The sequence below is a fragment of the Lentzea sp. genome (genome assembly GCF_036380075.1).
Classification (GTDB): Bacteria; Actinomycetota; Actinomycetes; order Mycobacteriales; family Pseudonocardiaceae; genus Lentzea.
Window position 1 is genome coordinate 16,170 of the sequence record NZ_DASVFL010000294.1, and the last position, 19,496, is coordinate 35,665.

Here is a 19,496-nt window from a genome sequence, read left to right on the forward strand (position 1 = left end):
CGTGCGGAGGCGCCAGGTGAACAGCGATGCCTGAGTGGGTCACCCACCGGTTCATGGCGCCGGTGTACGCGTTGCTGATCTCGTTCGGCGCCGCGCTGGTGCTCGGCGCGGTCATGGCCCCCGGCGACGCGCCGGCGGAGGTGACCGTGCGCCTGGTCGCCAAGCAGGCCAACGAGAAGGGCCGCTACGACGACGTCCCCGCCGCCGAGCTGAGGGGCAGCGCCGTGCACGTCAGCCGGGGCGGCGAGGACGCCGAGCTCGCGGTCGGCGAGCAGGGAGCGGTCACGCTGTCGCGGGCCGCCGGGCCGGTGACGGTGTGCGTCGCGCTGCCGCAGGGCTGGACGGGGCCGCGCACGGCGCGGGGCGAGGCGTCGGGCACGCCCTGCTGGTCGATCCCCGCCGGGAGCCGCGAGGTCTCGATCCAGGTCGTCAAGGGAGTCTGACCGTGCCGGAACGGGTGCTGGCGCAGGTGGTCCTCGGGGCGACGGCGGTGCTGGGGGTGATCGGTGCCGCGCTCGGGGTCTCGTTCTTCGACGGGCTCGGCACCCTCCGCACGGTGGTCGTCATCGCGTTCTGCGGCCTGCTCGGCATCGCACTGGCACTGGTGGCGGCGCACGGCGCGGAAACGCCGGAGCCGCACCCGTTCTCGAGCCCTCGTCCGTCGTTGCCGGCACCACAACCCGCCCCTCGGCCCGCGCCACCGCCACCCGTTCCGGTGTCCGCGCCGCCGAAGAACGAGTGGTGGAACCAGCCGGGCAGGCCCGCGCCGCCGCCCGTCGTCCAGACCGCGCGGGAAGCGGTGCCGCCGGCCGGCTTCGACGCGCACCGGGCCCGGATCGCGCAGTGCCCGCGGTGCGGCGGGTTCGAGCTCGACCTGCGGCGCGACGGCGAGGTCTGCGCGTTCACCTGCCGCAACCCCCGCTGCCGCAACGCCTGGGAGTGGCGGCAGGGCACGGCATGGCCGCCGACCGTCGTGCGGCACAACCTGACCACGGCCACCCCTGCCGAGGAGGAGCGCAGATGACCATCGGCACGTACCGGCAGCTGGTGTCCAGGGCGAAACCGGGATGCGTCGTCATCCTGCTCGACCGCTCCGACTCGATGAAGCTCGCCTGGGGCGGCACCGGCGGGTCGCTCGCGGCGGGCGCGGCGCTGGCGGTCAACAACATCCTGCTCGACATGTGCATCCAGGCGACGATCGAGGTCAACGCCCCGGTCCGGTACTACTTCGACGTCGGCGTGTTCAGCTACGGCGCGCGGGTCACCGGTCCCGGCGGCGAGGGCGTGGAGAGCGCGTTCGGCGGGGCCCTGACCGGACGCGGCCTGGTGCCGTTGCCGGAGCTCGCGGCCAACCCGTTCGCCGTCCGCGACGAGCCGTCCGTCGACGCGATGCCCGTGCCGGTGCGGATGCCGGTGTGGGTCGACCCCGTGCACGGCTACCGCACGCCGATGTGCCAGGCGGTCGAGGTCGCCGGAGCGCACGTCTTCGACTGGGTCGGCGCGCACCCGGACTCGTTCCCTCCCATCATCATCAACATCACCGACGGCATGGTCACCGACAGCCCGCACCAGGGCGCGACACTGCAGGACTGGGTGCGGCGGCTGACGTCGATCGAGACCTCCGACGGGCCCGCGTTGTTCTTCAACGTGTTCCTGTCGCCGACCGACGCGCGCGAGGTCGTCTTCCCGTCCGGCCCCGGCGGCCTGCCGCAGCCGGGACCGGAGCTGTTCGCGCTGAGCAGCGAGCTGCCGCCGCCGATGGCCGAGAACGCCCGTGCCGACGGCTACGACGTGCGGCCGGGTGCGCGCGGGCTCGCGTTGAACGTCGGCCGGTCGACGTTGCTGCGGGTGCTGCAGATCGGCACCAGGGTGCCGGACCGGGCGCGGTGACGCCGTGCACGCCTGGCAGGTGGTCTTCTCCGCTCCCAAGCAGGGCAACGACCCGTGGGAGTGGGAGGACGGCGCCGCCGCCGCGCCGGAGGACCCGGCGACGGGCCGCGGTCCCCGGTTCGCGCTGGCGGACGGCGCCACCGAGGGGTTCGGCTCGGCGCGGTGGGCGATGCGGCTCGTCGAGGGGTTCGTGGCACCGGACGTCGAGCTGACCGGCGGGTCGCTGCTCGGCTGGGCCGCGCGGGCGCAGGACGGGTGGCGGCACGACCCGGTGCTGGCCGGCGCGTCCGCCGTCGAACTGGTCAAACTGGACGGTGTCGGGTCGTTCGCCACGTTCCTCGGGTGCGAGCTCGCGGACCTGGCGGGCGAACGCCCGCGCTGGCGGGCCGTCGCGGCGGGCGACACCGTGCTGTTCCACGTCCGCGACCACCGGCTCGTCGACCAGTTCCCGCCGATGCGGGCGGACGACTTCGGCGTCAACCCGGCGGGCCTGCCGACCGCGCCCGCCACGTTGCCGGGCGCGGTCGAGCGGATGGTGTTCGCCGAGGGGGACGTGGAACCGGGTGACCTGCTCTACCTCGCGACGGACGCGCTCGCGCACTGGATGGTCCGCGAGAACGACGAGGGGCTCTGGCGCCTGCTCGCCGGGCTCGACCACCCGCAGCGCTTCCGCGCGCTCGCCGACGACCGGCGCGAGACGCGGCAGATGACCAACGACGACGTGACGCTCATGCGGGTCAGCGTCGCCTCGTCGTGGCCGGACCAGCTGGTGGTGTGCGTCTGATGCGCTATCCCGGGTTCGACGACTACATGAAGGCGGTGCAGCGGCCGGACGCGTTCACCACCGACGAGCTGAGCGACCTCGAACTGGTCGTGCACCCGGTGTTCCAGATCCCCTCCCCCGCCTCGGGGGCGAGCGCGGTGGTGTTCAAGGCGATGGCGGGCGACGAGGCCCGCGCGCTGCGGTTCTTCACGCGTGCCGACGCGAGCGACAGCGGGCGGTACGACGCGTTGCGCGGGCACTTCACCTCGCGGCGGCTGACCGACGCCGTGGCGTTGCCGCGGTGGATCGACGACGGCATCCGGGTCGGCGGGAGCACCTGGCCGGTGGTCGAGATGCCGTGGGTGGAGGGCCACACGCTCAACCGGCACGTCGACGACCTGGTGGCCCGCCGGGACACCGGCGCGCTGGCCGAGCTGGCGTCGTCGTGGCGCGGCCTGGTCCGGCGCCTGCAGGAGGCCGACTTCGCGCACGGCGACCTCCAGCACGGCAACGTCCTCGTCGACGTGCGCGGGGCGTTGCGGCTGGTGGACTTCGACTGCGCGTGGATCGAGGCCTTCGCCGGTGGCGCACCGCCCACCGAGACCGGCCACCACAACTACCAGCCGCCGGGACGGCCGTGGGGCCGCTGGATGGACACGTTCCCGGGGCTCGTCATCTACCTGTCGCTGTCGGCGCTGGCGCTGCGCCCGACGTGGTCGACGCTCAACACCGACGACAACCTCCTGTTCACCCGGCAGGACTTCCGGTCGTTCGACACGCCCGCGTGGCAGCACCTCGCGGGCCTCGGCGACCCGCGGATCGACCACCTGGCGGCACGGCTGCGGGAGTGCTGCGGTCCTCAGTGGACGGCCGGGGCGTTCGACGACCTGCTCACCCCCGCCGCGGTGCCGTGGTGGCAGCGCACGCCGACCGTCGTCGCGGGCAGCGCCGGGCACGAGGTCCCGCCGCCGCGGCCGGAGATCCCGCCGCAACCGGCACCCGCACCACCCCCGCGCCGGCCCGGGACGAGCTGGTGGGAGGCGACGGCTCCGGAGGCCGCGGCCGTTCCGCCCGTGCGGAAGAAGAAGCCCGCCGTCTGGCTCATCGTCCTGGCGGCCGCGCTCGCGTGGTTCCTCACCGCGGCGACCTCGGCGGGCCTGCTCGACGCAGCGGACGCCGACGAGGACCTCGCCACCGTGTTCGCCTGGATCGCGTTCGCCGTGGTGCTGACCGGCGGGTTCCTCGGCCGGCGAAGGCGGAACTAGAAGACGCCGGACACCGCGGCGAACAGGAGCACTCCGGCGAGTCCGACGCCGGCGATCGCGACCGCCGCGCGCGACCGCGGTTCCTTGCGCGTCACCGAGACCAGGGCGAGCGACAGTCCCAATGCGACGGTCACCAGAAGCAGCACGACACCCACGCGTTCGACGACGCGGTCCTGCCGCGCCACCGCGAAGAACAGGAACGGCAGTCCGGTCGCGCCGAGCACCGCGCCGGTGAACGCCAGGGCGCGCCGCGCTTTCGGGCCGGGTTCGAGCACGGCTTCAGGAGTGGGCTGAGGCTGGGGAGCCGGCTTGCCCGCCTCCCACCACCCGGCGGTCGGTGCCGCGGGCGTCGCGGACGGCGGCAGTAACGGTGGCGTGGTCGCGGCCCCGTTCGCGACGAGAGTGCGCAGCCAGGCCGGAGCCTCGTCCGTCCTCGGCTCGTCCTTCGACACGCCGACGGGGTGAGGTGGTTGCGGCGGTTCGGGCTTCCTGACGCGCTTCGGCGGCCGCACCGGCGACGGCAGCGGAGTCTCCTGCCGCGGCGGCGGCCGGGTCTCGGCCCTGCCCTGGCGCCACTGGTCCGCCGGCGGCAGCCGGGTGGCGCCGTCCTCGGTCTCCGCGACGACGCGTTCCGCGGCCTCCAGCAGCGAGTCGACCTCCTCGGCGTTGCCGACCGTGAGCTCCTTGCGGCGGCGCAGCTCCTTGAGCAGCTTGACGATGTCGGCCCGCGCGACGTCGTCGTCCTCGTTGCGGAGCTTGCTGCGGAACTGCGCGATGAGCAGCTCCTGGTCGTCCGCGGGGATCGGCTTGGGACCGAGCTGCTCGGCCATCCGGTACAGGTACTCGAACGGCACGCCGGGCGGGTCCGGCAGCGGGTCGGGCAGCACGGTCTGGCGGCTCGCCAGGTCGGCGAGCGCGGCCACCAGCGCGAGCACGGCCTCCGGCGTGCGTTCGCGGTAGTCGATCGCCTGCGTCTCCATGATCGGGATGCGGAGGTTGTGCACGGGCCCCACCTGCACCGGCAGCACCGGGAGGCCGAGCTTCTTCGCGTAGTCGAGCTCCTCCTGGCAGGGCCGCGACCGCCACGACGCGTCGGACAGCGCGAACACGAAGACCTTGGCTTCCCGGATGGTCTCGATGATCTCGCGCCACCACTGCTCGCCGCCGTGGATCTCGTGGTCCAGCCACACCTGCCAGTGCAGCCGCTCGAGGTCGTCCTTGAGCGCCTGCACCGTCCGCTCGTCTTTCCTGGTGTAGCTGACGAAAATGATGGCCGCTCACCCCTCGGGTCCCCACCTGCTGATGGAATCGCCCGAGCACGGGGTCGTGTTGCGCGCGACACCCGATCGGCCCAACCGGCTGCCGGTGAGTAGTTGTACCGATGCCCTTCCGCGCCACCACCGGCACTGTCGAGGGGTGACCGAAATCGACCGTGGCAAGCTCGCCTCGCTGGCCGGCTTCGCCACCCCCGCAGTCCTGCTCGTCCTCACCGCCGCCGCACTGCTCAGCGACGCGCTGGGCTGGCAGGGCGGCGCCTACGTCGTCGCGTTCTTCTGGATCGCCGTCGCGTCCGCGGTCGCCGGTGGCCTGCTCAGGACCACCGCGCCGGCGCCGTGGCGGTCAGCGGGCTCCGGCATGGTCCTCGCGGGTGCCGCGGGCGCGGTGCTCCTCCTCGCGCTGGTCGTGGCGATCGCGTGGAGCCTGTCCTCCGTCACGCACTAGTCGTGGCCTGCGAGAGCCCGCGCAGCACCAGGCTCAGCGCGCGGGCCAGCTGCTCGCGGTGCCCGTCCAGCGCACCCGAGGTGACGCCGCCGACGGTCGCCTGCGCGACGTCGTCGGTCGCCACCCGCAGCACCGCGCTCATCGCCGCGGCCTGCACCCGCACGTCGATCGCGTCCGCCGGCTGCCCCAGCCGGCGCGCGAGCACGTCGACCAGCGCGTTCTCGGCCCGTTCGTGCAGCATCAGGTAGACCGCGCGCAACGCCGGTTCGCCGTGGGTGAGCCGCACGACGTCGAGCACCGAGTCGACGTCCCCGGCCGACGAGTCGACGACCGGCGTGTAGGCGGCGCGCAGGTGGTCGATCAGCTCCAGCTCGGCCGGCCAGGCGCGCAGGACGGCGCAGAAGGCGTCGACGCTCTGCGTGAGCAGCGGTTCGACACAGCTCTCCTTGTGCGGGAAGTAGCGCCAGAACGTGCGTTCGGAGACGCCCGCGGCCTGCGCGATCTGCTCCCCGGACGTACCGGCCACGCCCTGGCCGGCGAACAGCCGCACGGCGTGGCGCGAGATGTCGAGGCGCTGGCGCTCACGTTGCTCGTCGCTCACCGGCGGCCGGCCCCGGCGAGGCTTTTCTGTCGCAACGTCCTTCATCGGGCGATTTAAGCACGTCAGAAGCCTCGGAAGATTTATTGGCAGCAACTGCCAGAAAGCGCTACGGTCGGTGCATGAGCATTGACGCAGAGCGCCTGAAGCTGCCGCTGCCCAGGCCGAACGTCCTCGAACTCGCTCCGCTGTACGAGGTGCTGCGGCGCGAGGCACCGATCGCGCCCGTCACCACGCCGGCCGGTGACCCCGCCTGGCTCGTCACCCGCTTCGAGGAGGTCCGCCTCCTGCTGGGCGACAAGCGCTTCGGCCGGTCGCACCCCGAACCGGACAGGGCGTCGCGCATCTCCACCTCCGCCGTGCAGGACGGCCCCACGGGCCAGTACGAGACCGAGGAGGTCGACCACGCGCGCATGCGCCGGTTGCTCACCCCGGCCTTCTCCGCCAAGCGGATGCGCATGCTGGGCGAGAACATGGAGCAGCTCGTCAACGGCTACCTCGACGCGCTCGTGGCCGAGCACGAGACCACCGGCGTCGTCGACCTGCACCGCGGGCTCGCGTTCCCGTTGCCGGTGGCCATGATCTGCCGGCTGCTGGGCGTGCCGGAGAAGGACACCGAGCTGTTCGCGTCGCTGTCCGAGCGCATGGCGAGCACCGAGATCGGCGACGAGGCCCACAAGGCTCGCGAGGAGTTCTTCCGCTACATGGTCGGGCTCGTCGAGGCCAAGCGCGGGCAGCTCGGCGAGGACGTGATCTCCGACCTCGTCCGGGCGCAGAGCCAGGACGAGGCCTACGACTACGAGCAGATGGTCCGGCTGTGCGTCGGCCTGCTGTTCGCGGGCCACGAGACGACGGTGAACCGCATCGGTCTCGGCGTGCTGTTCCTGCTGACCGAGCGGTCGCGCTGGGAGGCGCTCGTCGCCGACCCGGACGGCCGCGTCGACGCGGTGGTCGAGGAGGTCATGCGCCTCGGCGCACCCGGCGACCTCGGGCTGCTCCGGTACGCGAAGGAGGACGTCGACCTCGCGGGCGTGACGATCCACGCCGGGGACGCGCTGGTCCTGTCGATCAACGCCGCCAACCGCGACGCCGACGTCTACAGCGCGGCCGAGGAGTTCGACCCCGACCGTCCGGAGAGGACGCACCTCGGCTTCGGCCACGGCGCCCACTTCTGCATCGGCGCGTCCCTGGCCCGCACGGAGCTGCGCGTCGTCTTCGCGGCGCTGGCGAAGCGCCTGCCGGACATGAGGCTCGCGAAGGACCTCGACCAGCTCGCGGTCCGCCACACCCTCACCGGTGGCGTCTCGGAGCTGCCCGTCACCTGGAGGTCGGCGTGAAGGTCGTGGTGGACCAGGGCAAGTGCGTCGGGGCCGGGCAGTGCGTGCTGGCGGCCGACGACGTGTTCGACCAGCGCGACGAGGACGGTCTCGTGGACCTGCTCGACGCCAGCCCGCCGTCGTCGCGGCTCGCGGACGTGAAGCACGCCGCCGCCGTGTGCCCGGCGTCGGCGATCGCGGTCGAGGAGTAGTACCGTTGTGCGGCACCGGGTTCCGCCCGGTGCCGCGCTACTGCTTCATCAACGGCTCGGTCAGCTTGCTGCCGTCCGCCTTGCCGACGAAGCAGTAGATCAGCCGGTTCGAGCTGCGGTAGCCGTTCTCCGTCCTGGCCTTCCACGCCTCCGCGGTCGGGATGATCACCCAGTACCGCAGGTTCTTCTCCTTGTCCTGCCCGGTCACCTCGTCCGACAGGAACGTGCGCGTGCACCCGGTGCCGCCGAGCTTCGTGAGCTCCTCGGCGCCGGGGTAGGCGACGTCCTTCTCGATGTCGGTGTTGGCGAGGACGGTGTCCAGCAGCTCGACGTCGTGCTCGGCGTAGCAGCCGACCTTCATGTCCAGGTCGATCTTCGGCGCGCCCTTCGCGGGCGTCCAGGTCAGGCAGGAGTTGCGGAACGACAGCAGCGAGTTCTGCTGGATGTCCCCCTCCGGGCCGAGCGTCAGCACGGGCTGCATCGCCGCGGTGCTGGCCGGGCCGTCGGTGATGCCGAAGTTCGTGAAGAACGGCTTGACCACGGTGACGAAGAGCAGGACCGCGGCGCCGAGGATGACCAGCGGGGTCAGCGTGGCGGAGAGGACCAGGCCGACCGAGCGCTTGCGGCGCGGCGGAACGGAAACGGGTGGCGCGGTCAGGCCCGTGGCGAGCGGGCCGGACGTGATCGGGCCGGACGTGACGGGACCGGGGAAGCCGGGTGGCGGGGTGCCCACCGCCACGGCGCCGAACGGCCCGCTGCCCGGGCCGGATCCAGCCGGTCGGCCGCCCGCGAGCCAGCCGTCCGCCAGCCCGGCGCTCACCGGTCCGCTGCCGGGGTACGGCACCGGCCCGCTGCCCTGGCGCGGCAACGGCCCGGACTGCGGTGGCGCGACGGGTCGGGTCAGGTCGCCGCCGGCCAGCGCCCGTTCGATCAACCGGTGCGCCGCGGCGACTCCGAGCCGGCGCGCGGGATCCGGTTCCATCAGCCCGGTGACCAGCTCGCCGAGCGGCCCCGCCACGCGCGGCACCGGCCGTTCGTTCATGACCGCCAGGATCGTCGCCGACGTCGTGGGCCGGTCGAACGCGCCGCGTCCCTCCACGGCGAAGAAGAGCGTCGCGCCCAACGCCCACAGGTCCCAGGCGGGCGAAGCGTCCCCGCCCGCCAGGCGTTCCGGCGACATGTACGCGGGCGAGCCGATGAGCGTGCCGGTCGCGGTCAGCCGCGGGTCGTCGAGCGACTGCGCGATGCCGAAGTCGGTGAGCTTCGCCGTCCCCTTCGCGGGCACCATCACGTTGCCCGGCTTGACGTCCCGGTGCACGACGCCCGACGAGTGCGCCGCCTCCAGCGCCGCCAGCAGCTGCCCGGCCAGCACGGCCGCCGCCCGCACGGTCAGCGGGCCGGACGTCCCGACCAGGTCCTCCAGCGTGGGGGCGCTGATCAGCTCCATCACGATGAACGTCTGGTCGTCCTCGGAGATGAGGTCGTAGACGGTCACGACGGCGGGGTCCTGGAGCTGGCTCGCGATCCGCGCCTCGCGCAGCACGCGCTCCTGGTACACGGCGCGTTCCGCGGCCGGAACACCGTGGGGCAGCAGGAGCTCCTTGACGGCGACGTCGCGGCCGAGCACGGTGTCCTGGCCGAGCCACACGGCCCCCATGCCGCCCCGCCCCAGCTCGCGGACCAGCCGGTAGCGTCTGTTGCCCACCTCGCGCATGCGCGGAAGTCTCGCAGCCGATCACCCGGCACCCGTCACCCGGTCCGGTGACGTACAGGGGCGGCGTCATCTGACGGGCGCGACTGCCGCGGGCCCCTGCCTAGCGTCCCTGCGCGTGAGACGACTGACGAAGCTGCTGGGCACGACGCTGCTCCTGACCGGCCTGGCGCCACTCGCGCCGGCGCAGGCGAGCACACCGGCGTGCGCCCCCGTCCCGATCACCGCGCCCGCCGGTGCCGGGGTCGAGAACACGAGCGCCGCCCCGAAACCCGACCATTGCGAGATCACCGTGACGCTCACGCACGCGGACGACCACGTGAAGGTCGTCATCGCGCTGCCGAGCACCGGCTGGACCGGCCGGCTGCAGGGCGTGGGCGGCAGCGCCTATGCCGCGGGTGACACGGGCGCGCCGCTGACGCAGGCCGTCAAGGACGGGTACGCCGCCGTGACGACCGACGCCGGTGTCCTCGACGGCCTGAACACGAGCTGGGCCCTCAAGAACGGGAAGGTCGACCGGACCCTGCTTACCAACTTCGCCACGAGGTCGGTGCACGAGGCGGCCGTGATCGCCAAGCAGGTCGTGCGCGAGCACTACCGGCGGCCGGTGACCTACTCGTACTGGAACGGCTGCTCGACCGGCGGCCGGCAGGGCTACTCCGAGGCGCAGAACTTCCCGGACGACTTCGACGGCATCCTCGCCAACGCTCCCGCCGTCGACTGGACGCGCTTCGCCGTCGCGACCCTGTGGCCGCAGGTGGTGCAGAGCCAGGACGGTCACGTGCTCGGCAACTGCGTGCTGGACGCGTTCCGCAAGGCCGCGATCCAGGCCTGCGACGCGGACGACGGCGTCACGAACGGCATCGTCGACCGCCCGGACCGGTGCGGCTACGACCCGCGCCGGCTCGTCGGCACGAGAATCCTCTGCGAGGGCAACGAGGTCACCGTCACGCGCGAGGACGCCGACGTCATGCGCAAGATCTGGGACGGCCCCACCGACGAACGCGGCCGGTCGCTCTGGCCCGGCCTGCCGAAGGGCGCCGACCCGGTCTGGCTCGCGGGCGTCCTGCCCGGCGCGACCGGCCCCGGTTTCCCCGTCGCCGCGCTGTGGGTGCAGAGCTTCCTGCTCAAGCAGCCCGGTTTCGACACCTCGACGCTCACCTACGCGCGGTTCCGCGACCTGTTCCGGCAGTCGGTCCGCGAGTACGACGGCGTGATCGGCACGGCGGACCCGGACCTGTCGCGGTTCCGCCGGTCCGGCGGCAAGCTCGTCACGTTCGTCGGCACGAACGACCAGCTGATCCCGCCCGGCGGCACGCTCGCCTACCGCGACCGCGTCGAGCAGAGGACGAGCCACGTCGACGACTTCTACCGCCTCTTCACCGCACCGGGCGTCGACCACTGCGCCGGCGGCGACGGCGCGCAGCCCACGAACGCCCTGGGCCAGCTCGTCGACTGGGTCGAGCGCGGCAAGGCGCCGGCCACCCTCACCGCGGCCACGGCGGACTCGACGCGCGACCTCTGCCCGTACCCGCAGATCTCCCGTTACACGGGTGGCGACCCGAAGACGGCCTCCAGCTACCGCTGCACCCGGCCGTGAGCGGGAGGGCCCCGGCTCGCACCGGGGCCCTTCACCCGCCGTGGACCAGCACGACGACCGGGAACGGGCCGTCACCCGTCGGCCAGCACGCCCTCCTCCGCGACGACGAGCGAGTCGATCGCGTCGAAGAAGGCCTTGATGCCGGGCCTGTTCGGTCCCTTGGCGCTGGAGGCGGCGTAGTCGGCCGAGGAGCGCCACTCGACGATGTCGAGCCACTCGCCGTCCGGCAGCCGCACGAGCCGCGCACCGAGGAAGCCCTCCCGGTCGGCCTCGAAGTCGGCGATCATGCCCGGCCGCGCGGCCAGCAGCGCCTCGACCTTGCCGGGCGCGACGCGGAAGCGAGTCAGTTCCACGGAAGTAGTCACCTAACCATGATAGTCATCATTAGTGACCAAGTCCAAGGGGTGCGTCTTCTCGGTCAGGACACGCTCGTCAGCGCCTTCGGGTACAGCCAGCTGCCGGGCGTACCCTCGGCCGGGTTCGTGTAGTAGTCGCGCACCGCCGCGACGTACTCATCGACGCTGATGGCGCCGTCGCCGTCGGTGTCGAGGTGTGCGAACGCCGTCCCGCACTCCCGCGGGCTGAGGCCGCGGGCCCGCAGCAGCACCCCGAACTCGGCCTCGTCGACCCGTCCGTCGCCGTTGGTGTCCATGATGTCCAGCAGCGACTGCACGACCTCGAGCAGGTCCACGTTGATCGGCCCGCCCTCGACGAACGCCTCGATCATCGCCGCGCGGTACTCCACCGGCCCGATCCGCCCGTCGCGGTCGATGTCGCAGTGCTCGACCAGCATCTCCCAGAACCGGTCGTAGGCCTCGACGAGCTCGCGGCCCCGTTCCGACGACGCCGGCTCCCCGAACGCCCGCAGCAGCCGGTTGGCCAGCGCGTAGACGTCCGCGAGCTCGATGACGCCGTTGCGGTTCACGTCGTAGTGGGCGAAGGTCGAGTCGATCCTGTGCTGCAACACCTGCTTCATGACCACGCACTGTGGTGACACGCCCAGGTCGGCGCAACACGCGTCCCACTCCTGGGTGGTGTTGTTCAGCCGACTCCGCGATGCCGTTATTGTTATACCGGCATCCCTGATGGAGGAACACGTTGATCGAGCTCAAGTCGCCCGCGGAGATCGCGAGCATGCACGTGACCGGCCAGTTCATCGCGGAGGTGCTCGACGAGCTCTCCGCCAAGGCCGCCGTCGGCGTGAACCTGCTCGATCTGGAACACCACGCCCGCCACCTGCTCTCCGAGCGCGGCGCCGAGTCCTGCTACTGGGACTACTCGCCGTCGTTCGGCCGCGGCCCGTTCCGCAACGTCATCTGCCTCTCCGTCAACGACGCCGTCCTGCACGGCCTGCCGAAGAGCCACGTCCTCGCGGACGGCGACCTGCTGAGCATGGACATCGCCGTGAGCATCGACGGCTGGGTGGCCGACTCGGCGGTGTCGGTCATCGTCGGTACCCCGCGCGAGGAGGACGAACACCTCATCGAGGCCACCAGGGTCGCCCTCGAAGCCGCGATCGAGGCCGCCCGGCCCGGCAACAGGATGGGTGACATCTCCGCCTCCATCGGCGAGGTGGCCGCCGACTACGGCTACCGCTGCAACCTGGAGTTCGGCGGCCATGGCCTGGGCCGCACCATGCACGAGGCCCCGCACGTGCCGAACAACGGCCGCCGCAGGCACGGCATGAGGCTCGAGCCGGGCCTGACCATCGCCATCGAACCCTGGCTCGCCGCCACCACCGACAAGATCGTGTTCGACGACGACGGCTGGACCCTGCGTTCGGCCGACGGCTCCCGCACCGCGCACTCCGAGCACACGGTGGCGATCACGGAGGACGGCCCGCTGGTGCTGACGCGCCGCCGTTCGGAGGAGAAGCCCGCCTGACGCTGCTCACTCGTACCAGTCGCGAGACCACTGCTCGCGGCGCTCGTGCTCGCGCGCGATCCAGTCGCGCCCTTCCGCCGCCACGGCTTCCAGCAGCGGCAGCGCCGCGTCGATGCCCGAGGTCTGCATCTCCACGAGGAACAGCTCCGACTCGTCTTCGATGGCGGAGTCGTCCGGGTTGCGGAGGTTCTCCGCCACGACGGTGATGTCGTTGCCGTCGACCAGGGTGAGGCGGAACTTGCGGCTGCGGAGGCGCTCCACCTCACGTGTGCCGTCGCCCGCACCCCTGGTCGCGCGCATGCCCGTCTCGACGACGCTGGCGGACGCAAGCGCGTCGTAGCGGAACAGGTTGCGCCGCTCGTTGCGCGCCTCGCCCGTGAGGAAGTTCAGCTCCACCCGCATCTCCCGCACACCACTGCGGGTGAGCAGGAAGATTTGCACTTCATACTTCGAGTAGCGGAGCGGACCGCGCACCACGCGCGCACGCTCCGACCCGTCCGCGCCCTCGGTCATGACCACGTGCGTGACAAGGTCGTGGCTGGTCAGGTTGCAGCGCCGGACCAAGTCGTGCTTCAGGTAGATCTTGTCCATCGCCAGCCAGCGGGCCATCTCACCGTCCGTCGGCCGGTCGGCCAGCGCCTGCTTCCACTCCTCGTATCCCCGCGTCTCCTCGGCGAAGATCCGCGCGTCGTGAGCGCGGGCCAGCGCGCTCATCCGCTTCAGGCCGCGGATCCGGATCGCTCCCCTCACTGCGAAGACACCACCGCCCACGAGGAAGACGACCCCTCCAATGGCATGGGCAGCCAGCAGCAAGACAACGCCGAGGGCCACCGTGACGCCACCGACGCGGTAGAGCGTCGTGTCGCGCCGGGTGTCGGGAACAACGGTCCGGAACAGGTCGTCGGTCGCCCACCCGTTCGCCACCCGCTGAGCGTGCCAGCGTGCCAGCCATCCGACGGCGCCCGCCGGGACCTGCGCGTTGCCGTAGAGCTCCACGAGCCGCTGCTTCAGGTAGTTGCGGATGCCGGCGGTGTAGGTGGGCCAGTCACCGGGCACGTGCGGCCTGGCGGTGGTGAAGCGGTTGTCGACGATCCGGTGGACCTCCTTCACGAACTCGGCGGAGACCCAGTGCCCTGGAGATCGGGGCAACACCTGGTGCGCCGGAGGCCTGACCCGTTCCAGCTGTATCTGCCCCCACAACGTCGCCCCGGCACGCTCGCTGCCGTGAAGCACCATGAGGACCGCGCCTCCCAGTGCCAGTGGCAGTCCGAGCAGGACGAGCCAGGTGCCGGCGAAGCAGGCCAGGAGGCCGAGCACGGCCACCCCGCCGCCCACGAACGCGTGGGTCCTGGCCTGCGGCTCCGCAGGCGTCTCGGCGGCGACGAACTCGCGCGGCCGTGCCGGTTCCGGCTCGAAGAACTTCCAGGCCCGGTGCACACGCCCGTTCGACATCCGCTGCGTCACAACGCGGTGGGCGTGGGCATCTTCCAGCCTGCTCTGCGTCACCCCGCTGAGAATCGTCTTCAGGTGCAGGGCGATCTCGTCCTGACGGTCCGACGGCAACGTGCTGTACGCCGCGAGGACGTCTTCCAGGTTCTCCCCCTCGACCTCGCCCCGCACGAACCTCATCAGCCGCCACACGACCGCGAACGCGTCCAGCCACGCGTCCTGCGGGAGTGACCGCGCTATCTTGCTCGCGTCACGGACGTTCCTGAAAAGCTCGCCGCTCACCTCGTTGCACGACCGGCCACTGACCGCGGAGAGGACGTAGTAGTACACCCTCTCCGCGGTGGCGTGCCCTTCCTGCAGGAGCTCGACGAAGATCCGCTCGGCGTGCCTGGGCGCCTCCGCAGCGAGGAAGTTGCGTGCGACGTCGTGGCGGCGCTCCGGCGGATCACCCTGGTTGATGTGGTAGGTGGCCTCGTTGTGGAAGGTCGTGTCGCCGTAGTTGACGGCGTTCTGCTGTCCGACGTTCTCGGCTGTTTGCTCGAAGTTCACCGCTTCTCCCCCAGGTTCATGTGAAAGTTCCCCGTGTTGACACCGATCTGTTGACCGACCGTCTTGGCCTTCTGAGAGAAGGTCATGGGCGGCAACGGCTTTGCTTGCAGACCGGCGGCCCGCTCGCCATCGTGCGCCGCCGCTGCGACCGCGACCGCGAAGGCAGCGGCGTTGCGCGCCGCCCGCGCCTGGCTGCCTCAGCCGTCCGTGACGGACTTCGACCCGTCGGCACGGTCGCTGATGCCGCGCACGGTGGCGGTGGCGACCTGGCCGGCGAGGTGTCCAGCAGCGGCAAAGCCGGCGCTCTCCATCTCGACCGCGACGGCGTCGTTGTAGTTGTGGTGCAACGCGTCCGCCACGGGCGAGAGTTTCGAGTCCAGCACCACGTCGCCGGCCGCGATGGCCTCGAAGTAGACCTCGGGAGCCAGCGCCTCACCAGGGGGTGCGAGCGGCTCGTGCCACCTGCGGGCGCGGTGCACGCGGCGCGCGACCTGCTCGAGTTCGTGCGAGATCGGCCAAGCCTGCGGCCGCGCCAGGAAGGCCGAGTCCGTGCTCTTGCCCCCGTGGTAAGCGTAGACCTTGGTGCCCACCACGACGTCACCGATCTCGAGCCACTCCCGCAGTCCTCCGGCAACACCGACGAAGAGCACGGCAGCGGGTGAGAACTCGGCGATCGCCCGCTCGGTGAGCGTCGCGGCCGCCAGCGTCCCCTGCCCGGTCACCCCGAGGGCGATCTCCCGGCCGGGGTGCCTGGTGAGCGCCCCGACGTCGAAGAACGTCCCCTTGGTGTGCCGGTGCTCCCGGACGTCCACCAGGTGCGCGAGCACAGCTTCCTGCTCGACCGCGAGCGCGGTCAGAATCACGATCATCGTTTCACTCCAAGACGTTCCCGCCATCGCAGGACGTTCGACACGCACGACGAACAGACGGATGGCGAGTCCGCAACGCAGCCGGTTCGTTCGGTGGAGACAGCGCAGAGCTGGGGATCGCGGGACGCTCGGCCCGCAGCGCGGAGGAGGTTAGCCCCTTCGCGCGTTTCGCGTCAAACCATCGGGTGACGCAGCCGGAGGATCCAGAGTAGACACTGATCAGCAGCGAAAGTGGACATCTGCCAAGGATTCCACGTGAACCTGAAAACCGAACCTGCTCGCAACCGCGTCCACGACGATGTCGCGGTGGTCGAACGCGACGGCCGCCCCGAAGAACTCGGCGAGCGTCACCCAACGAGCAGCCGCGGCGTCACCTCCCACCCGCGGAGCGGGAACCCCGGGCACGTAGGCGTGGAACGCCACGCTCTCGACCGGCCCGCGAGGATCACGGCCACGCTTGTCATAGCGCCCGAACCGCCGCAACCGCTCCCGCGCCACCACGAGACCAGCCTCTTCGACAAGTTCGCGCGCGGCGGCGTCCGCCGCGCGTTCCCCCTGCTCCACGAACCCACCGGGCAACGCGAGCGAGCCCTTGAACGGCTCCTTCCCCCTCTCGACCACGAGTACGGCGAGCAGACCGTCCCGCTTCGTGAACAGCACGACGTCCGCCGTGAGCCTGCGACCACCATCAGCCATACCGGCAGACTAGGTTATTGTCATGATGACATCAAGTGAGACCACGAGGCTTTCTCTCTATACCAAGCCAATTGTCAACGCGACACTAAGTATGCCGCGGTCGCATCATCGGTGGCGTCAGCACCACCGCGCCACCAGCGCGGTAGAGCGCCGCGGGCCTGCCGTTCGGGCTCGGACGCTTCCCCCCGGTCGGCTCGACGAAGCCGGCGGACTCGGTGACCTTGCGGTGGAAGTTGGGCTTGTCGAGCTCCACTCCCCACACCGCCTCGTACACCTCGCGCAGCTCGCCGATCGTGAACTCGTCGGCACAGAACGCCGTGGCGATCGTGCGGAACTGCAGCTCGCTCCTGGCCAGCTCCACCGCGTCGCGCAGGATCTCGTCGTGGTCGAACGCCAAACCGTCGCGCTGCACCCGGTTCACCGGCAGCCAGTGCGCGGCGCGGGCGTCCGACCCCGCGGCGGGCAATGGCAGGTCGGGCGCGATGGCCAGGTAAGCACAGGTCACCACCCTGGGACGACGTGGATCGCGATCGGGCGCAGAGTAGACGCCCACCTGCTGCAGGTACAGCTTCCCGGCGTCCAGACCAGTTTCCTCGGCGAGCTCGCGCCCCGCCGTCTCGTCCAGGGTCTCCTCACCGCGGAGAAACCCACCCGGCAACGCCAACCGCCCCGCGAACGGCTCGTTGCCGCGTTCCACCACCAGCATGCACAAAGCCCCACCGCGGATCGTCAGGATGACGAGGTCGGCGGTGAGGGCGACGGTCTGACGCGGGCGGCTGCTCATGGGCGCGAGAATACTGACCAGGCAGTTCAAAAGCCTTGCAGAGACTCACCCGGCACGTGCACCCACCCCCGGTACTGCCCGCCGTTCACCTCGAGCTGGATGAGCGGCACGAACGCACTCTCGTCGATCCCGTCGTACCCGTGCCGGATCACCGAACGGTGGATCTGGTCCGACACCGCCACCACCAGCGGAGCTGGGGTCTGCCGCAACTGGTCCTTCAGCACCGGGGCGTCGAGGAGGTCGATGGCTATGTCCATGTCCTCGCCGAACCAGCCGGTCTCGTCGTACGGCACGTCGCCGGGGTGGATGGCGACCCTGAGCCGCAAAGGGTTGTCCTGCCCGCGGTTCCGCTTGGTGAGCAACGCGCTCAGCCTGGGCGCGAACCTGGTCAGCAGCCAGGTCTTCGGCACCCGGTCCATCGGGTGGATCAGGGCGATGAGCCCGTCGCGCCGGTCAACGTACCTGTCACGGAGATCGGCGGTGATCTCGCTGTCCACCAGAGCCTCTTCGACCAAGTCGTACATGGCCCGGCGGAGCTGAGCCCTCACCTGGTTGGGGCACGTTCTGGACGGAGTCATGCCCACAGCGATGATGACGCGCTGACACGGTTGTATCGACAGGGTACTCATGGCTCCCCGCCTCCTGACCCTCGTGAAGCTGGAGGTGCGGGCTCTGGCTTCGATCCCTTGGGTGGGTGAACTTCAGCCGACTTCAGTTTGATTGAGCTATAGGTCTATAGTCGAGAGTAAGGTTCGACTGAAGTCCGAGCAATACCCAACAGCATTACCGGATTACGACCGAATGAGTGACTGAAGTCGACGCCTGTCCGGCAGCGGTGACACCGTGTTGCCGGACGACGCAAGGTGCCGCCGCTCCCTTGCACTGAAGTTCAGCTGAAGGACGTGATGGCGTGACCTCCACCGAGGGCCCCGCGCTGCAGCTGGCGCGTCGACTGCGTTCACTGCGCAAGCAGCACTGGTCCGGTATACGCATCACCCAGGAACAGCTGGCGCACGCGTTCGGAGTCAGCGTGCCGTTGATCTCGTCCTGGGAACGCTCGTCCGACCCGGCTGTGCCTCCGGTCCACCGCCTGGACGCCTATGCGACCTTCTTCGCCACGGCTCGTTCCATCGAACAGACGCCGTACGGCATGCCTGGTCGACTGGACGACGTTGAACAAGCCGCGAAAGCTTCTCTGCTCGCGGAGCTGACCGAGCTGCGAGACCGAGTCATGAGCGAAAGCCCTGACGAGGACACATCGCCGTTGACGGACAACCTCTGGCGGTTCCCTCCGGACGAGGACATCACGATCGTCTGCTCCGAACTCCCCGAGCGGCTGCTCTCCGAACGCCCGTTCACCGATCCGGAGGATCCGGACTACGTCGCGCTGTACCGGTTCTCGGACCTCGACTCACTGCTGGAACTGCACGGTCACATCCGTGCCATCAACCCGAGCAACAATGTTCGCGTGCTCAGCGGAGCTGCCTCCCTCCCCGTGGACGCTTACACCAGTCATCTGGTGCTGCTCGGGGGTATCGACTGGAACAAGGTCACGGCCGAGGTGCTGCGGCGAATCGACCTGCCCATCCGCCAGCAAGAGCGACCCGAAGACTCGGACACGGCGGGATTCGAGGTCGTCGTCGACGGGACCGTGAAGGTTTTCAAGCCGGTGCTGCGCAGGATCGGCAAGCGGCAGGTGCTCGAGGAGGACGTCGCGCACTTCTACCGGTCCCGCAACCCGTTCAACCGGAAGCGCACTGCCACTATCTGCAACGGCGTCTACTCACGCGGAGTTCTCGGCGCGGTCCGCGCTCTCACCGACCAGCGGTTCCGTGATCGCAACAACGACCACCTCGTCCGCCGGTTCGGCGGCCAGGAGACGATCAGTGTTCTCAGTCGCGTGCAGGTCCTGCAAGGTGCGGTCGTGACTCCCGACTGGACGAGCCCCGAGTTCCTGCTGCACGAATGGGCGATGTAGCTGCAAGGTTCGAGGCAGCCCGCATCTTCTCCGAGCATCACCACGGTTCTCACCGTCGACTGCTCGACACCGCACCGAGAACCTCACCCCAGGCACACGTGGACGCGATCATCGTCCCGACCATCCGCAAACCGCGGGCGCTTCGCCATGCCCTCAGCCTGGCCGAGCGGCTGGGATGCCCGCTGGTTGCGCTGTGCAGCGGCAAGTACA

General features: G+C 70.7%; 21 protein-coding genes. 11 read left to right on the top strand and 10 right to left on the bottom strand.

All coding sequences use genetic code 11. The annotated features are described in order from the left end of the window. Positions 1-26: 26 nt before the first annotated feature. From VF330_RS31040 to VF330_RS31060, 5 genes are read left to right on the top strand one after another with little or no spacing between them, the layout of a single operon-like run. A complete protein-coding gene (locus tag VF330_RS31040) occupies positions 27-443 on the top strand; it encodes a hypothetical protein (protein WP_330855254.1) in 417 nt (138 codons plus the stop codon). 2 nt (positions 444-445) lie between these two features. Beyond that, positions 446-1,024: a hypothetical protein gene (locus VF330_RS31045; RefSeq protein WP_330855255.1), complete on the top strand. Its 579-nt coding sequence runs from the start codon at positions 446-448 to the stop codon at positions 1,022-1,024. Beyond that, a complete protein-coding gene (locus VF330_RS31050; protein ID WP_330855256.1) occupies positions 1,021-1,890 on the top strand; it encodes a hypothetical protein in 870 nt (289 codons plus the stop codon). Before VF330_RS31045 ends, VF330_RS31050 begins: the two co-directional genes overlap by 4 nt. A gap of 4 nt (positions 1,891-1,894) precedes the next feature. Beyond that, positions 1,895-2,674, top strand: a complete 780-nt coding sequence (locus VF330_RS31055; protein ID WP_330855257.1) for a hypothetical protein — start codon at positions 1,895-1,897, stop codon at positions 2,672-2,674. After that, on the top strand, positions 2,674-3,918 hold the full coding sequence (locus VF330_RS31060; RefSeq protein ID WP_330855258.1) for a hypothetical protein: 1,245 nt from the start codon (positions 2,674-2,676) through the stop codon (positions 3,916-3,918). Before VF330_RS31055 ends, VF330_RS31060 begins: the two co-directional genes overlap by 1 nt. Here the strand turns inward: VF330_RS31060 and VF330_RS31065 are convergent. After that, positions 3,915-5,189, bottom strand: a complete 1,275-nt coding sequence (locus tag VF330_RS31065; protein WP_330855274.1) for a toll/interleukin-1 receptor domain-containing protein — start codon at positions 5,187-5,189, stop codon at positions 3,915-3,917. The two genes, VF330_RS31060 and VF330_RS31065, sit on opposite strands and share 4 nt — an antisense overlap. 145 nt (positions 5,190-5,334) lie before the next feature. Between VF330_RS31065 and VF330_RS31070 the strand changes: the two genes are divergently transcribed. Then, entirely contained in the window at positions 5,335-5,640 is a 306-nt protein-coding gene (locus VF330_RS31070; protein ID WP_330855259.1) for a hypothetical protein, read from the top strand. Here the strand turns inward: VF330_RS31070 and VF330_RS31075 are convergent. Continuing rightward, entirely contained in the window at positions 5,630-6,286 is a 657-nt protein-coding gene (locus VF330_RS31075; RefSeq protein ID WP_330855260.1) for a TetR family transcriptional regulator, read from the bottom strand. The genes VF330_RS31070 and VF330_RS31075 overlap by 11 nt on opposite strands. A gap of 74 nt (positions 6,287-6,360) precedes the next feature. Here VF330_RS31075 and VF330_RS31080 point away from each other — a divergent pair, with 74 nt between their 5' ends. Both VF330_RS31080 and VF330_RS31085 read left to right on the top strand, forming a co-directional pair. Beyond that, on the top strand, positions 6,361-7,575 hold the full coding sequence (locus VF330_RS31080) for a cytochrome P450 (protein ID WP_330855261.1): 1,215 nt from the start codon (positions 6,361-6,363) through the stop codon (positions 7,573-7,575). Further along, positions 7,572-7,766 (top strand): ferredoxin, encoded by a 195-nt coding sequence (locus VF330_RS31085; RefSeq protein WP_330855262.1) that lies wholly within the window; start codon positions 7,572-7,574, stop codon positions 7,764-7,766. Before VF330_RS31080 ends, VF330_RS31085 begins: the two co-directional genes overlap by 4 nt. 37 nt (positions 7,767-7,803) lie before the next feature. Here the strand turns inward: VF330_RS31085 and VF330_RS31090 are convergent, their stop codons facing one another. Next, on the bottom strand, positions 7,804-9,480 hold the full coding sequence (locus VF330_RS31090; RefSeq protein WP_330855263.1) for a serine/threonine-protein kinase: 1,677 nt from the start codon (positions 9,478-9,480) through the stop codon (positions 7,804-7,806). A gap of 115 nt (positions 9,481-9,595) precedes the next feature. Here VF330_RS31090 and VF330_RS31095 point away from each other — a divergent pair, with 115 nt between their 5' ends. Further along, positions 9,596-11,077 carry a tannase/feruloyl esterase family alpha/beta hydrolase gene (locus VF330_RS31095; protein ID WP_330855264.1) on the top strand — a complete coding sequence of 494 codons (1,482 nt, stop codon included), beginning with the start codon at positions 9,596-9,598 and terminating at the stop codon, positions 11,075-11,077. 71 nt (positions 11,078-11,148) lie between these two features. On the opposite strand, the gene VF330_RS31100 is transcribed toward VF330_RS31095, so the two are convergent. Next, positions 11,149-11,442 carry an antibiotic biosynthesis monooxygenase gene (locus tag VF330_RS31100; protein ID WP_330855265.1) on the bottom strand — a complete coding sequence of 98 codons (294 nt, stop codon included), beginning with the start codon at positions 11,440-11,442 and terminating at the stop codon, positions 11,149-11,151. A gap of 53 nt (positions 11,443-11,495) precedes the next feature. Then, positions 11,496-12,053, bottom strand: a complete 558-nt coding sequence (locus tag VF330_RS31105) for an EF-hand domain-containing protein (protein WP_330855266.1) — start codon at positions 12,051-12,053, stop codon at positions 11,496-11,498. Positions 12,054-12,175: 122 nt separating this feature from the next. On the opposite strand from VF330_RS31105, the gene map reads away from it, so the two are divergent. Then, the gene (gene map / locus VF330_RS31110; protein ID WP_330855267.1) at positions 12,176-12,961 is read left to right on the top strand and encodes a type I methionyl aminopeptidase; all 786 of its coding nucleotides are present in this window, start codon (positions 12,176-12,178) and stop codon (positions 12,959-12,961) included. 6 nt (positions 12,962-12,967) lie between these two features. Here the strand turns inward: map and VF330_RS31115 are convergent, their stop codons facing one another. The 5 genes from VF330_RS31115 to VF330_RS31135 all read right to left on the bottom strand — a co-directional run bounded on the left by VF330_RS31115 (position 12,968) and on the right by VF330_RS31135 (position 17,856). Further along, positions 12,968-14,959 (bottom strand): hypothetical protein, encoded by a 1,992-nt coding sequence (locus VF330_RS31115; RefSeq protein ID WP_330855268.1) that lies wholly within the window; start codon positions 14,957-14,959, stop codon positions 12,968-12,970. Between the two features lie 197 nt (positions 14,960-15,156). Continuing rightward, on the bottom strand, positions 15,157-15,828 hold the full coding sequence (locus VF330_RS31120; RefSeq protein WP_330855269.1) for a 5'-methylthioadenosine/S-adenosylhomocysteine nucleosidase: 672 nt from the start codon (positions 15,826-15,828) through the stop codon (positions 15,157-15,159). A gap of 219 nt (positions 15,829-16,047) precedes the next feature. Then, complete coding sequence (locus tag VF330_RS31125) at positions 16,048-16,524, bottom strand: NUDIX domain-containing protein (RefSeq protein WP_330855270.1); 477 nt, start codon at positions 16,522-16,524, stop codon at positions 16,048-16,050. Between the two features lie 85 nt (positions 16,525-16,609). Then, on the bottom strand, positions 16,610-17,308 hold the full coding sequence (locus tag VF330_RS31130; protein ID WP_330855271.1) for an NUDIX hydrolase: 699 nt from the start codon (positions 17,306-17,308) through the stop codon (positions 16,610-16,612). Positions 17,309-17,334: 26 nt separating this feature from the next. Continuing rightward, the gene (locus VF330_RS31135) at positions 17,335-17,856 is read right to left on the bottom strand and encodes a hypothetical protein (RefSeq protein WP_330855272.1); all 522 of its coding nucleotides are present in this window, start codon (positions 17,854-17,856) and stop codon (positions 17,335-17,337) included. Between the two features lie 362 nt (positions 17,857-18,218). On the opposite strand from VF330_RS31135, the gene VF330_RS31140 reads away from it, so the two are divergent. Beyond that, on the top strand, positions 18,219-19,286 hold the full coding sequence (locus VF330_RS31140) for a helix-turn-helix transcriptional regulator (protein WP_330855273.1): 1,068 nt from the start codon (positions 18,219-18,221) through the stop codon (positions 19,284-19,286). Positions 19,287-19,496: the final 210 nt, after the last annotated feature.

Coding starts and splice junctions, on each gene's coding strand:
- VF330_RS31040 (WP_330855254.1), top strand. CDS start 27: ATGCCTGAGTGGGTCACCCACCGGTTCATGGCGCCGGTGTACGCGTTG.
- VF330_RS31050 (WP_330855256.1), top strand. CDS start 1,021: ATGACCATCGGCACGTACCGGCAGCTGGTGTCCAGGGCGAAACCGGGA.
- VF330_RS31060 (WP_330855258.1), top strand. CDS start 2,674: ATGCGCTATCCCGGGTTCGACGACTACATGAAGGCGGTGCAGCGGCCG.
- VF330_RS31075 (WP_330855260.1), bottom strand. CDS start 6,286: ATGAAGGACGTTGCGACAGAAAAGCCTCGCCGGGGCCGGCCGCCGGTG.
- VF330_RS31080 (WP_330855261.1), top strand. CDS start 6,361: ATGAGCATTGACGCAGAGCGCCTGAAGCTGCCGCTGCCCAGGCCGAAC.
- VF330_RS31090 (WP_330855263.1), bottom strand. CDS start 9,480: ATGCGCGAGGTGGGCAACAGACGCTACCGGCTGGTCCGCGAGCTGGGG.
- VF330_RS31105 (WP_330855266.1), bottom strand. CDS start 12,053: ATGAAGCAGGTGTTGCAGCACAGGATCGACTCGACCTTCGCCCACTAC.
- VF330_RS31120 (WP_330855269.1), bottom strand. CDS start 15,828: ATGATCGTGATTCTGACCGCGCTCGCGGTCGAGCAGGAAGCTGTGCTC.
- VF330_RS31125 (WP_330855270.1), bottom strand. CDS start 16,524: ATGGCTGATGGTGGTCGCAGGCTCACGGCGGACGTCGTGCTGTTCACG.
- VF330_RS31130 (WP_330855271.1), bottom strand. CDS start 17,308: ATGAGCAGCCGCCCGCGTCAGACCGTCGCCCTCACCGCCGACCTCGTC.